Source organism: Candidatus Accumulibacter propinquus (assembly GCF_056856495.1).
In genome coordinates this window covers 299,826-312,457 of sequence record NZ_JBSEHC010000003.1, presented here as the reverse complement: position 1 = coordinate 312,457, position 12,632 = coordinate 299,826, and the positions used below count along the sequence as shown (strand labels likewise).

The window sequence follows — 12,632 nt, the reverse complement described above, 5'->3', positions numbered from 1 at the left end:
TAAATGAACAAAAATGAGTTGATGAAGGGCGACGAAATAAGTTTTTTCGACCTGTGGGACCGGTTGCGCTCGGGATGGCGTCATATTATTGGGGGCACTTTGCTTGGGGCAGTCGGGGCCGGGTTGGCGATTACAGTCCTGCCATCAAGGTATGAAGCTGTTGCAGTTGTGCAAGTTGGGCAAGTTGGGCAAGTTGGGCAATTTGGGCAGAATCCCAGCGTGCCCGTTGAGCCGGTTACGCAGGCCATCGAGCGTATGAAGTCACCGGCCTTTCAGATGAAAGTGGCGAGGTCCACTGAGGTTCAAGCGTGGGCTGATGACTTGCTTCGTTCGGAGGGGGCGACAACAAAATACATTACACTGCAAATTGTTAAGGCTACGGCAGCAAGTGGGACGCCATTGATCGAGTTGAGGGCTTATGGTGGGAGCGCCGAGATTGCCAGAAAAATTGCCGAAGCATCAATCGATGAACTGGCTAAGCGGCAGCTTGAGTTGGCGAAACCAGCCGTTGATAAAATGCAGTTGGATCTGAATATTGCAAAAGCTAACCTTTCAAGCGCTGAAAAGGAGGTTGAAAGCATTCATAAATTGATGGCAAACATCGTGGTTAAGGATGATCGTTTTTCGCAGCTTTCACTGATGACTGATCTGCGAGTCAAGAAGGAAGTGGAGTTTTTCAAGCTACGCCAAGTGATTAGTTCGTTAGAATCAGCATTGGCTGTTCCATTTACCCAGCCGGCGGGCGCGATCGAGGATATCTTCGTAACTGACCGGCCAGTGTCGCCAAAGAAAGCACTGCTTCTTGCACTAGGCCTGACGGGCGGCTTTCTCGCTGGTGTCATGTCTGTGTTTTTGGCCGATGCATGGCGGCGGTTCAAAATCCGTAGTTGATTCTCCTCTAACTTTTCGCGCCTTTTTTTGAGATCTCGAAGAGCATCCCGGCATTCTTGAGTAGTTCGCCCCGTTCTTGCGGGCAGTGACCAAAGGCCCCATCCGAAATCATCGAGGTCAAGTCAATGAGTTGGGATCCCGGGCAATACCTGAAATTCGTTGACGCGCGGCGAAGGCCGGCGCTTGATCTCCTGGCGAGGCTTGACGGCACGACAGCCGGCTGCGTTGTCGATCTTGGCTGCGGTACCGGCAATATCACGCGCCTGCTGGCCGAACGTTGGCCGGCGGCGCAGCTCACCGGTGTCGACAGCGATCCGGCGATGCTCGCCGAAGCCGCCGTTACCCGCTCCGGTATTCTCTGGCAGTGCGCAGAAATCGCCACCTGGCGCGCAACGCGTGCGCCCGACATCATCTTTTCGAATGCTGCCTTGCACTGGCTGAGCGATCATCAGCAATTGTTCCCGACCCTTCTCGAACAACTGGTGGACGGTGGCACATTGGCGGTGCAGATGCCGTCGAACTTTGGTGCAGCGTCGCACCGAATCCTGAGCGAACTGGCCGAGGAGCCCCGCTGGCTGCCGCTTCTCGGCAAGGTGCGCATGGGCAGCGTCCTGTCGGCCGCAGAGTACCAGCAGTTATTGGCGGCGCATTGCCGCCATCTGGAACTCTGGGAGACCACCTACTGGCAAGTGCTGCAGGGTGACGATGCCGTCTTCGAGTGGATGAAAGGCACGACAATGGTGCCCTACCTGGCGCGACTCGATGCGGTGGCGACCGATGACTTCCTGGCGGCCTATCGCGGGCGTTTGCGCGCTGCATATCCGCGCCATCCGGACGGCTACACGCTCTTCCCTTTTCAGCGGATTTTTCTTGTGGCGCGGTGCTGAGCGACGATGGCCGGTGTTGATTCCCCGACCATGGCTGGCCTGGCCATTGCGGCCCTGTTTGCCGGCTTTATCGATGCCGTAGTCGGTGGCGGCGGACTGATCCAGATTCCTGCGCTGTTCAACGCGTTGCCGCGTGAACTTCCGGCCACCATTTTTGGTACCAACAAGTTCTCCAGCGTTCTGGGCACGAGCAATGCCGCCTGGCGCTATGCGCGTCGTGTTCAGATGCCCTGGCGCACGACGCTGCCCGCGGCCGTGGCGGCGTTTTCCTGTTCCTATGTGGGCGCGATGGCTGTCGTCTGGTTGCCCCCTGCCATGCTGCGTCCCTTGATCCTGGTGATGCTGATTGCCGCTGCCGCCTACACCTTTTGGAGACGCGACTTCGGCGCGATTCATCGGCCGCAGCACCAGGGCCGGCGGGAGTTCGCCTACGCGTTGATTTTGGGAGGCGCCATCGGATTCTATGATGGCTTCTTCGGGCCCGGCACCGGCAGTTTCCTGATTTTCCTCTTTGTGCGGTTCTTCGGATTCGACTTTCTGCATGCCTCGGCCGCTGCGAAAGTGGTCAACGTCGCTACCAACCTCGCGGCGCTGGCGTTCTTCATCCCGCATGGTCACTTTTTGCCCATGCTGGCGCTACTGATGGCGACCTGCAATGTACTCGGTTCGTTTCTCGGCGCGCACCTGGCACTGCGCCACGGCAGTGGTTTCGTTCGGAAGACTTTTTTGTGCGTGGTGAGCCTCTTTATCCTCAAATTCGCGCACGATACCTTCGTTTAGACTTGTCTCGCGGTTCCTGCGGCCGCACAATGCCTGTTTGCTGCGGGCCAGTCTGCAGCCTTTGCGCACCGGAAAATCGTGTTGGGGGGACCATGAAGATCAAAGCATCGACGGCCGGGCTTGTTGCCCTGCTGGCGGCAGCCTTTGCTGCCAACGTTCAAGCCGATATCAATGTCGGGGTAACGCTTTCGGCAACCGGACCGGCGGCCTCGCTGGGTATCCCTGAGAAAAATACAGTGGCGCTGTTACCGACCACCATCGCTGGTCAAAAGGTCAACTACATCGTCCTCGATGATGCCTCCGACACCACCACTGCGGTCAAGAACACCCGCAAGCTGATCGCCGAGAACAAGGTCGATGTGATCATCGGTTCGACGATCACACCCAACTCGCTGGCGATGATCGACGTTGTCGCCGAAGCCGGCACGCCGATGATTGCCATGGCCGCTTCTGCGCGCATCATCGAACCGATGGATGCCAAGCGCTACTGGGTGTTCAAGACCCCGCAGAATGATGCCCAGATGGCGACGGCCATTGTCGAACACATGACCAACAACAACGTCAGAACAGTCGCCTATATCGGCTTTGCCGACGCCTACGGCGAAGGCTGGTGGAACGAGTTCTCGAAAATCGCCGAGGTGCGCAAGATTCAGATCGTGGCCAACGAACGATTCAATCGTGCCGACACATCGGTCACCGGTCAGGTGCTGAAGATCCTTGCCACCAAGGCGGATGCGGTGCTGATCGGCGGTGCCGGGACGCCCGCGGCGCTGCCGCAGAAGTCGCTCAAGGAAAAGGGCTACAAGGGGATCATGTACCAGACGCACGGGGTGGCCAATGCCGATTTCCTGCGGGTCTGTGCCAAGGACTGCGAAGGCACCTTCCTGCCGGCCGGCCCGGTGCTGGTCGCCGCGCAGTTGCCCGATGCCAACCCGATCAAGAAAGCGGCGCTTGAATACGTCGGCAAGTACGAGGCAGCCTATGGCAAGGGGAGTGTGTCCACCTTCGGCGCGCACGCCTGGGATGCCAGCAAGCTGCTGGCCAATGCCGTGCCCGAGGCGTTGAAGAAAGCGCAGCCGGGTACGCCGGAGTTCCGCCAGGCGCTGCGTGACGGGCTCGAGAAGACCCGGAACCTGACTGCGGCGCACGGGGTTTTCAACATGAGCCCGCAAGACCATCTGGGGTTTGACCAACGCGCCCGCGTGATGGTCAAGGTCGAAGGGGGCAGCTGGAAACTGGTGCAATAAGACGCATGGCGCGCCGCGGTTGCGTCGCCAGGTCCCGCCCTTAGTCGGGTATCATCCTCGCCCCCGAACAGGGTGGCGACCGGAACAGTGTCGATGGATTTGCAGATTGCATTACTGCTGGGCCAGGATGGAGTCACCAACGGCGCCATCTATGCGTTGCTGGCGCTGGCGCTGGTACTGGTTTTCGCCGTCACGCGGGTGATCTTCATCCCGCAAGGGGAGTTTGTTGCTTTCGGCGCCCTGACCCTGGCCAGTCTGCAGGCTGGCCGGCTACCGGGGACCGTCTGGCTGTTGCTGGCCATGGGTACACTGATTGCCCTGATCGAGGGGGCGGCGGCGCTGCGGGAACGGCATTTCAGGCGCATACCCCTGATCCTGTTGCTCAATTGCGGGGCGCCGCTGCTTCTGGCCGGGGCTCTGGTGGCGGTTTCTTCGGCCAGTCTGCCGCTGTTGGTGCAGGTGTTTCTGGCACTGCTGCTGGTCGTTCCGCTCGGGCCGATGATCTACCGCCTGGCCTATCAGCCGGTTGCGGAAGCGTCCGTGCTGGTGTTGCTGATCGTTTCCGTTGCCGTACATGTCACGCTGATCGGCATCGGGCTACTTTTCTTTGGTGCCGAGGGTTCGCGCACGCCGTCATTCACCGAGGTGAGCTTCGAGGTCGGCGATGTGCTGCTGCAAGGCCAGACGCTACTGGTACTGGTCGCCAGCGTGCTGTTGATCATTGCCCTGTATTTCTTTTTTGAACGCACGATCTACGGCAAGGCCCTGCGCGCCACGGCGATGAACCGCACCGGCGCGCGCCTGATGGGGATCTCTGGAAGTCTGGCCGGGATGCTGTCGTTTACCCTGGCGGCGTCGATCGGCGCCTTTTCAGGCATTCTGATTTCACCGATTACCACCATCTACTACGACTCGGGTTTTCTGATCGGCCTGAAAGGATTTGTCGGCGCGATCATCGGCGGCCTTGCCAGTTATCCGGTGGCCGCTGCCGGTGCCATCCTGGTTGGACTGCTCGAATCCTATTCCTCGTTCTGGGCCAGCGCCTTCAAGGAGGTGATCGTGTTTACCCTGATCATCCCGGTGTTGCTCTGGCGTTCGCTGACGACGCGACATGTGGAGGAGGAATGAAGCGTAGCTTGCAGTCGACGCTGCTGTTGCTGCTCTTCATCGTCGTGCTGCTGCTGGCGCCGGTGCTGTTGCCCGAATTCTACGTCACGCTGCTCAACTACATCGGTCTCTATGCCATTGTCGCGCTCGGACTGGTAATGCTCACCGGTGTGGGTGGCCTGACTTCCTTCGGGCAGGCCGCGTTCGTCGGCCTTGGCGCTTACACTTCGGCCTACCTGACAACCGTACATGGTGTTTCGCCGTGGTTGACGCTGCCTGCGGGTCTGCTGGTCACGGGCGTGGTGGCCCTCTCGCTCGGCCTGGTCACCTTGCGCCTGTCCGGCCACTTTCTGCCGCTGGGTACCATTGCCTGGGGAATGAGCCTCTACTATCTGTTTGGCAATCTCGATGCGCTGGGAGGCCACACCGGGATGAGCGGCATCCCGCCGCTGCAGTTCGTCGAAATGGAACTCAAGTCGGGGCGTGAGTTCTTCTACCTGATCTGGGCGGTCCTGCTGGTACTCGTTCTTGGGACGCGCAACCTGCTCGATTCGCGTGAAGGCCGCGCCATCCGGGCGCTGAAGGGTGGCTCGGTGATGGCCGAAGCCATGGGTGTCAATACTCCGCGCTCGAAGATCGTGGTGTTCACGCTGGCGGCACTCTACGCCAGCACTTCCGGCTGGCTTTATGCGCATCTGCAGCGCTTCGTCAACCCGACGCCGTTCTCGTTGACGCAAGGCATAGAATATCTGTTCATGGCGGTGGTCGGTGGCGTCTCGCATGTCTGGGGTGCGATCCTCGGCGCGGGTTTGATCACGGTACTCAAGCAATGGCTGCAGGACTGGTTGCCGAGGCTGCTCGGGCAGAGCGGCAACTTCGAGATCATCGTTTTCGGGCTGTTGATGATCGTCGTGCTGCATCGCGCGCGTGACGGGGTGTGGCCGATGATCCAGCGCTTCTTTCCGCAGCGCCTGATCTGTGCACGTGTCGATGGCGTTCGCCCTCTGACGCGGCGCCCGCTGCCGGAAGCGGGCTCGGTGCTGCTGGAGGTGAAGGACGCCAGCAAGCGCTTCGGTGGCCTGTTGGCCAACGACCGGGTGAGCTTCGGGGTCAGGGCCGGGGAGGTGATGGCCCTGATCGGGCCGAACGGCGCGGGCAAGAGTACGATGTTCAATGGCATTTCCGGGGTTGACCCGCTGACCTCCGGTTCGGTCAGCTTTCGCGGCGAGCCTATCGAGGGTCTGCCGGCACGTGAGATCGCGCGCCGTGGGATGAGCCGGACCTTCCAGCATGTACGTCTCCTGCCATCGATGAGCGTGATCGAGAACGTCGCCATCGGCGCGCACCTGCGCGGCCGCCGCGGCTTTGTCGCCGCCGCCTGCCGCGCCGACCGTGCCGAGGAGGCCCGCCTGCTGCACGAAGCGGCTGTCCAGATCGAGCGCTGTGGTCTGCCCGAACAGATGTACGAAGCAGCCGGCAGCCTGCCCCTCGGGAAACAGCGCATCGTCGAGATTGCCCGTGCGCTCGCAGCCGACCCTTGCCTGTTGCTGCTCGACGAACCGGCTGCCGGCCTGCGCTACCTCGAAAAGCAGGCGCTCGCCGACCTTCTGCGGCGTTTGCGCGCGGAAGGCATGGGTATCCTGCTGGTCGAGCACGACATGGATTTCGTGATGGGCCTCGCCGACCGGGTGCTGGTGATGGAGTTTGGGCAAAAACTTGCTGCCGGGCGGCCCGAGGAGATCCAGCGGAATCCGGCGGTAATCGAAGCCTACCTTGGCGGCGTGGAATGAGTACGCTCCCCGAGCAGCCCGAAAGAACGGTCGTCCTTGAGGTGCGCGGCCTGTCGGTGAATTACGGCAAGGTGGAGGCGCTGCATGGTCTCGCCCTGAAGGTACACCGGGGAGAGATCGTCACCGTCATCGGTCCGAACGGAGCCGGCAAGACCACCCTCCTGTCGGCCCTGATCGGACTGCTTCCAGTACGTGGCGAGATCGTCTATCTCGGCGAGCGGCAAGGGGCAGGGCGCAGCGTCGAGCAACTGGTGCGTCAAGGGATGACTCTGGTTCCGGAGAAACGCGAACTCTTTGCCGAGATGAGCGTCGAGGACAACCTGCTGCTGGGGGCTTTCGACCGCTATCGGGCAGGTCATCGCGATCATCTGGAAACCATGGACCAGGTGTTCGACACCTTTCCGCGCCTGATGGAGCGTCGAAACCAGATGGCCGCTACCCTCTCGGGCGGCGAGCGCCAGATGCTGGCCATGGGTCGGGCGCTGATGGCCAAACCCAGGCTGCTGCTGCTCGATGAACCGAGTCTTGGACTCGCACCTTTGGTCATCAAGGAAATTTTTCGTACCGTCGCGCAGCTGAAGCGGTTGGGCGTGGCGATCCTGCTTGTCGAGCAGAACGCCCGGGCCGCGTTGCAGGTCGCCGATTACGGCTATGTCCTGGAAACCGGAGAGTTGTCCCTGGAAGGGCCGAGCAGCGAATTGTCCATGGATCGGCGGGTGATCGAGAGTTACCTGGGCCTTGGGGGCCGCCTCTAGCCCCTCGCGACATAAGCGGCGCGGCCGCTCCGCAAGCGAAGCGGCCAGGCTGTCTTCACGAGAACCACTGTTTCTGATGCCTGGCCAGTGGTGACTTCGGCTGTGTTTTACCACTTACGGTGTGGTCGTCCTGTTGCAGGCCCTGACCCCAGAGGTGCTTCGCCTGGGAGAGCAGAATCCTTTCGCCGCCGTTGAGGTAGCCATCGGCATTGACGATGTCGACAATCGCCCGCAGTGCCTCTTTCTGCAGTTCGGGTGAGCGGATGTCGCCGAGCAGGTGATCGATCAGTTCACTATCCAACTCGATCTGGCCGACATTGGGAGCGCGTGCGCATTGCATCAGGTCATTGCAGAATTCGTGGATCACCTGATCCAGGGTTGCGGCGTCGATGCGCAGCCTGCCGTAGATTTTGTGTTTTTCAAGCGACGCGAGTTCGCAGTGGTCAAGCGCACCATCGGCGAGCAGGGCAAGGGCTACGACTCGTGACATGGCTTCAGCGCTGTCGGTGGTGTAATTGCGCATAAGTTTCTCCTGAGGGGGTTGATCTGATACGACGCTTTGGACAAATGAACTATGCGGACGCAGCGTGATAAAGTCCAATGAGATATAATCGCTCAAGATATTTGTTCGGACTTATATATGCCGCGCCGCCGGATCACCTTTCGCCAACTCGAAACCTTCACCACCGTGGCGCACATGCGCAGCTTTTCCAAAGCAGCCGCTGTCCTGCACCTCACACAGCCGGCCGTTTCACTGCAGGTCAGGCAGATCGTCGAAACTCTGGGTCTGCCTTTGTTCGAGCCGTCAGGCCGCGAGGTCGTCCTGACCGCGGCGGGGGAGGAGTTGCTGCAGACAGCACGGGCCCTCGACGACGTCTGGGGCCGCTTCGAATCGGCCATTGCCGATCTGAAAGGTTTGAAGCGTGGCCGTCTGCGGGTCGCGCTGGTGACCACCGCCAAGTACTTTCTGCCACGCCTGCTGGGCGACTTCTCCAGACGCTATCCAGAGCTGCTCATCGACCTCGAAATCGCCGAGCGCGAGCGCATCGTGGCGCGCATGCGCGACAATCGGGACGATCTCTACGTCATGGTCTACCCACCGGAAGACCTGGAGTTGACCTGCTACCCGTTTCTCGACAACGAGCAGGTGGTGATCGCTCCGCTCGGTCATTGGGCCGCCGAGCGCTCCATCGAACTGCAGGCGCTGAGCGGCGAGCGCTTCATCCTTCGCGAAACGGGTTCGGGTTCGCGCCGGACGATCGATACGCATCTGGCGCAGATCGGAGTGAAGCTGGAGATCAAGATGTCCGTCAACAGCAATGAAGCAATCCGCGATCTGGTTGCCAGTGGCATGGGATTGGCAGTGCTTTCCCGACACGCACTGCCGATGAATCCTGCGAGCGAAGGCCTGTGCATCCTCGACGTGCAGGGATTCCCGTTGCGCAAGCCGTGGCTGGTGATCCATCTGAAATCGAAGATCCTGTCGCTACCGGCCAGAGTGTTTCTCGATGAACTGCTGCTCCGGGTGCCCGCCCGCGAGTAAAGCCAGACTGGTGAGCAAGTGGCGTTGGGGGCGGACTCCTCGTCGGCCAGATCCTGAACTCCCTACCCCCCCGACTCCTCGCCCTGGCGGTGAGCGTTGGCCAGCGAGACGATAGCCACCCCGTACTTGCGTGCGACCCGCTGATACAGCTCGCGTGCCGAGATCACGCGGGCGTTGCGCAGGTCCTTGGCTTGCGCCATCTGCAGGTAGCGCAGACCGCGTCTGGCCAGTGTCGGATCCCAGCCCTTGATGTCCAGCAGCGTGAAAATGGCTTTGGTGGCGTTGATCAGGAATTGCAGATTGGGTACCCGTTCTGCCGCTTCCATCAGCAGCTTGACCGAACCTTCGACATCGCCGCGGCGAGCGGCCAGGACGCCGCGATTGTTGAGATCCACGATTTCCTTGCCGACCTCCGCAAGCAGCGCCTGGCCGTCCTCTTCCTTGCCCGCTCTGGCGTAGATCCCCTGCACGTTGGCGATCATGTGGCGGTCTTCGTGGTTTTCGGCGGCCACTTGGCGAAGGATACCCCGCGCACTCGCCTCGTCGCCGGTGGCCAGACACGCCTGGGCCAGGTCAAGGGTCAGCTTCTGCGAGAGTCCCGACGTCTTTCCTTCGTCCTTCAAGGCATCGTTCAGCAGCAGTGCTTTCTCGACGGCCTGCCTGGCCTTGGCGGGATCGCCTTCCTTGTTGGCGCAGAGGCTTTCCATGACCAGGGCGGCGAATTCCCCTTGCCGGCTGCCACGCCAGTCCCTTCGCAATTCATCGGTAATCTGTCGGGCAGCGGTCGTATGGCCGCGGTCAACCATCACTCGCGAGAGATTGGTGTAGTCGTCGATATTCTTCAGTGATGAGCCGCGGCGACGCTCCAGAACCTTGCCGTAGGCTTTTTCGGCGGTCGGCAAATCGTTGTTGCGTGCCGCGACATCGCCGACCATCCGTTGTCGTGTCGAGTTCTTCGGAGAAATCGCCGCCGCGCGCAGCAGTACTTCCTGGGCTTCTTCGGGCTTGCCCATTTCTTCTCGTACTTCGGCGAGAAAATCGTAGCCGGCAGTGAATTCCGGAAACTCGTCGACCAGCGACTGGCCGAGGGTCTCGGCCTCGGCGAGTTGCTGCTGCCCCCGCAATGCAAAGGCCAGACCCATGCGTGCCCATGGCACCACCCGCTGCGCCAGCACCTGTTGATAGACGTTCTGGGCCTCGGCATGTCGCCCCAGGGTGTTGAGGATCTCGCCTTTGAGACGCAGCGCGTCCAGGAGAAAGCCGCTGTCCTGCGCAAGCAGGCGTTCGCAGGTGGCCAGCGCCAGGGCAAAAGCGCCATTGTCGAGATGCTCGTAGAGTTGCGCAAAGAAGCGCTTCTTGTAGATCGTACGTACCAGCCTGCCGTGCAACTCGTCGGCGGTGAAAGGCTTGATCAGGTAGTCGTCAGGTGCCAGTTCGGCAACCGAAACCACGTTGTGGTATCCACGTTCGCTGGTGATGATGAAAAAGACGGTACTCAGCGGCACCAGATGTTGCTGGCGCAACTCCTCCAGCAACTGCTGGCCGTCGCGTCCGTCTTCGAGCTGGTAATCGGAGAGGATGATGTCAAAGCTGTGCGCCCTGACCTGTCGGAGTACTTCCGCTGAACTGCCGGCGTTATGCACGGCGGTGACACCCATCGAGGACAGCATGATCCGCAGCGAATTGCGGGCATTGGGGTAGCGATCGATCAGCAATGCCCGCATGCGCGACAGCTCTTTACTCAGCTTGCGCAGCAGGTCGGCAGTGGTCTCCGGTAGTGCCATGACGCGAACCTTACCCGACAGTTTCCTGGCGATCAAGCTTCATGTAGCGCGTGTCATGACCGGCAGTGGCGGTGCCTGCTGACACCAGACGCCCGCCGCTCCTCTGGGCGGCGCAGGTTCTGAACTGGACCTGCGCGTTCAAGCCGGAATCGGCGTGCCCCCGCGAACTGAAGCAAAGCCTGCCGGAGGGGCAGCGGGCATCCGGTGGTCGTGCTGGTGAGCGCTCACGCAACGGAACTGCGTATCAGGTAATCAAAGGCGCTGAGCGCAGCCTTGGAGCCTTCACCCATGGCGATGACGATCTGCTTGTAGGGCACCGTCGTCACGTCGCCTGCCGCGAAAACGCCAGGCAGCGAGGTTTCCCCACGGGCGTCGATTTCGATCTCGCCGCGCGCGGAAAGGGCGATCGTTCCCTTGAGCCAATCGCTGTTGGGCAGCAGGCCAATCTGGACAAAGATCCCTTCGAGGTCGATGCGATGCCCCTGACCGCTCTTCCGGTCGGTGTAGACCAGGCCGTTGACCTTCTTGCCGTCGCCGCTCACTTCGGTACTCAGCGCCTGGGTAATCACGGTCACATTGGCCAGGCTGAAAAGCTTCTTCTGCAGGATCGCGTCGGCACGCAGGCTACTCTCGAATTCGAGCAGGGTGACATGCGCGACGACGCCCGCGAGGTCGATGGCCGCTTCGACCCCGGAATTGCCGCCGCCAATGACCGCCACCCGCTTGCCCTTGAACAGCGGTCCATCACAGTGCGGGCAGTAGGCGACGCCGTGCCCCCGATATTCTTTCTCGCCGGGGACGTTCATTTCCCGCCAGCGTGCCCCAGTGGCCAGGATCACCGTCTTGCTTTTGACGGACGCGCCGCTGGCCAGCCGGAGTTCGATCAGTCCGCCGACTGTGCCCGGCAGCAGCGCTTCGGCGCGCTGCAGATTGATGATATCCACGTCGTATTCCCTGACGTGTTGCTCCAGCGCGGCCGCGAGCTTCGGACCGTCGGTCTCCTTGACCGAGATGAAGTTCTCGATGGCCAGCGTGTCGAGCACCTGTCCACCGAAGCGCTCGCTGACCACCCCGGTGCGAATCCCCTTGCGGGCAGCATAGATGGCAGCGGCGGCGCCGGCCGGACCCCCACCGACGATCAGCACGTCGAAGGGCGCACGGGCCGAAACCTTGTCCGCCTCACGTTGCAGGGCACCGGTATCGATCTGGCCAACGATTTCCTCGAGCGTCATGCGACCTTGCCCGAAAGGTTGGCCGTTCAGCAGGACGGTCGGTACCCCCATGATCTGGCGGGCTGTCACCTCATCCTGGTACAGCGCACCATCGATCATTTGATGGCTGATACCGGGGTTCAGCACGGCCATCAGATTGAGTGCCTGCACGACATCAGGACAGTTGTGGCAGGAAAGCGAGATGAAGGTTTCGAAGTGGAAGCGACCGGGTATGGCGCGGATCTCCTCGATCACGCTCGCCTCGGCTTTCGGAGGATGCCCACCGGTGTGCAGCAGGGCCAGGATCAGGGAGGTGAATTCGTGGCCCATCGGAATGCCGGCGAAGCTGATCCGCGCTGCCTCCCCAGGGCGACCGACGGCAAAGGACGGCTTGCGCGGGGCGTCGCCGTCGTGCCTGACGCTGACCTTGGCCGAAAGCGCCGCGATATCCTGCAGCATTGCAAGCATCTCTTGTGCCTTGCCACTGCCGTCGAGCGAAGCGATCAGTTCGATCGGTTGCTGGAGCTTTTCGAGATAAGTCCTGAGTTGAGTCTTGATGTTGTTGTCGAGCATTTGAGTCTTTCGTGACGAGTTGCATTGAAAAGGGGCCGCCAAGCAGCCTGCTTCGCGGCCCCTT

Annotated in this window: 11 protein-coding genes; 8 read left to right on the top strand and 3 right to left on the bottom strand. The window is 61.1% G+C overall.

All coding sequences use genetic code 11. The features are described from left to right. Window positions 1–3: 3 nt before the first annotated feature. From AC15MQ_RS07560 to AC15MQ_RS07530, 7 genes are all read left to right on the top strand, one after another. Window positions 4–891: a Wzz/FepE/Etk N-terminal domain-containing protein gene (locus AC15MQ_RS07560; protein WP_483079786.1), complete on the top strand. Its 888-nt coding sequence runs from the start codon at window positions 4–6 to the stop codon at window positions 889–891. Window positions 892–1,016: 125 nt separating this feature from the next. Beyond that, a complete protein-coding gene (locus AC15MQ_RS07555) occupies window positions 1,017–1,778 on the top strand; it encodes a methyltransferase domain-containing protein (protein ID WP_483079785.1) in 762 nt (253 codons plus the stop codon). 30 nt (window positions 1,779–1,808) lie between these two features. Further along, window positions 1,809–2,558 (top strand): sulfite exporter TauE/SafE family protein, encoded by a 750-nt coding sequence (locus AC15MQ_RS07550; RefSeq protein WP_287652182.1) that lies wholly within the window; start codon window positions 1,809–1,811, stop codon window positions 2,556–2,558. Between the two features lie 92 nt (window positions 2,559–2,650). Next, window positions 2,651–3,805, top strand: coding sequence for an ABC transporter substrate-binding protein (locus tag AC15MQ_RS07545; protein WP_332337546.1), 1,155 nt, complete (start codon window positions 2,651–2,653; stop codon window positions 3,803–3,805). Between the two features lie 93 nt (window positions 3,806–3,898). Further along, window positions 3,899–4,933 carry a branched-chain amino acid ABC transporter permease gene (locus AC15MQ_RS07540; RefSeq protein WP_287652184.1) on the top strand — a complete coding sequence of 345 codons (1,035 nt, stop codon included), beginning with the start codon at window positions 3,899–3,901 and terminating at the stop codon, window positions 4,931–4,933. Beyond that, the gene (locus tag AC15MQ_RS07535; RefSeq protein ID WP_483079784.1) at window positions 4,930–6,702 is read left to right on the top strand and encodes a branched-chain amino acid ABC transporter ATP-binding protein/permease; all 1,773 of its coding nucleotides are present in this window, start codon (window positions 4,930–4,932) and stop codon (window positions 6,700–6,702) included. The genes AC15MQ_RS07540 and AC15MQ_RS07535 overlap by 4 nt, the downstream gene beginning before the upstream one ends. Next, window positions 6,699–7,457 (top strand): ABC transporter ATP-binding protein, encoded by a 759-nt coding sequence (locus tag AC15MQ_RS07530; protein WP_287663921.1) that lies wholly within the window; start codon window positions 6,699–6,701, stop codon window positions 7,455–7,457. Before AC15MQ_RS07535 ends, AC15MQ_RS07530 begins: the two co-directional genes overlap by 4 nt. 55 nt (window positions 7,458–7,512) lie before the next feature. Here AC15MQ_RS07530 and AC15MQ_RS07525 read toward each other — a convergent pair whose 3' ends face one another. Beyond that, window positions 7,513–7,980, bottom strand: a complete 468-nt coding sequence (locus tag AC15MQ_RS07525; protein ID WP_332337544.1) for a hypothetical protein — start codon at window positions 7,978–7,980, stop codon at window positions 7,513–7,515. A gap of 117 nt (window positions 7,981–8,097) precedes the next feature. Between AC15MQ_RS07525 and AC15MQ_RS07520 the strand changes: the two genes are divergently transcribed. Further along, window positions 8,098–9,000, top strand: a complete 903-nt coding sequence (locus AC15MQ_RS07520) for a LysR family transcriptional regulator (RefSeq protein ID WP_287652188.1) — start codon at window positions 8,098–8,100, stop codon at window positions 8,998–9,000. A 62-nt stretch (window positions 9,001–9,062) separates the two neighbouring features. Here AC15MQ_RS07520 and AC15MQ_RS07515 read toward each other — a convergent pair whose 3' ends face one another. Together AC15MQ_RS07515 and ahpF are read right to left on the bottom strand one after the other, a co-directional pair. Then, entirely contained in the window at window positions 9,063–10,784 is a 1,722-nt protein-coding gene (locus AC15MQ_RS07515; RefSeq protein WP_483079783.1) for a FimV/HubP family polar landmark protein, read from the bottom strand. 224 nt (window positions 10,785–11,008) lie between these two features. Then, the gene (ahpF, locus tag AC15MQ_RS07510; protein WP_483079782.1) at window positions 11,009–12,568 is read right to left on the bottom strand and encodes an alkyl hydroperoxide reductase subunit F; all 1,560 of its coding nucleotides are present in this window, start codon (window positions 12,566–12,568) and stop codon (window positions 11,009–11,011) included. Between the last annotated feature and the right edge of the window lie 64 nt (window positions 12,569–12,632).

Bases quoted from the DNA above. Each gene is read 5' to 3' on its own strand.
- AC15MQ_RS07560 (WP_483079786.1), top strand. From the start codon at position 4: ATGAACAAAAATGAGTTGATGAAGGGCGACGAAATAAGTTTTTTCGAC.
- AC15MQ_RS07555 (WP_483079785.1), top strand. From the start codon at position 1,017: ATGAGTTGGGATCCCGGGCAATACCTGAAATTCGTTGACGCGCGGCGA.
- AC15MQ_RS07550 (WP_287652182.1), top strand. From the start codon at position 1,809: ATGGCTGGCCTGGCCATTGCGGCCCTGTTTGCCGGCTTTATCGATGCC.
- AC15MQ_RS07545 (WP_332337546.1), top strand. From the start codon at position 2,651: ATGAAGATCAAAGCATCGACGGCCGGGCTTGTTGCCCTGCTGGCGGCA.
- AC15MQ_RS07540 (WP_287652184.1), top strand. From the start codon at position 3,899: ATGGATTTGCAGATTGCATTACTGCTGGGCCAGGATGGAGTCACCAAC.
- AC15MQ_RS07535 (WP_483079784.1), top strand. From the start codon at position 4,930: ATGAAGCGTAGCTTGCAGTCGACGCTGCTGTTGCTGCTCTTCATCGTC.
- AC15MQ_RS07530 (WP_287663921.1), top strand. From the start codon at position 6,699: ATGAGTACGCTCCCCGAGCAGCCCGAAAGAACGGTCGTCCTTGAGGTG.
- AC15MQ_RS07525 (WP_332337544.1), bottom strand. From the start codon at position 7,980: ATGCGCAATTACACCACCGACAGCGCTGAAGCCATGTCACGAGTCGTA.
- AC15MQ_RS07520 (WP_287652188.1), top strand. From the start codon at position 8,098: ATGCCGCGCCGCCGGATCACCTTTCGCCAACTCGAAACCTTCACCACC.
- AC15MQ_RS07515 (WP_483079783.1), bottom strand. From the start codon at position 10,784: ATGGCACTACCGGAGACCACTGCCGACCTGCTGCGCAAGCTGAGTAAA.
- ahpF (WP_483079782.1), bottom strand. From the start codon at position 12,568: ATGCTCGACAACAACATCAAGACTCAACTCAGGACTTATCTCGAAAAG.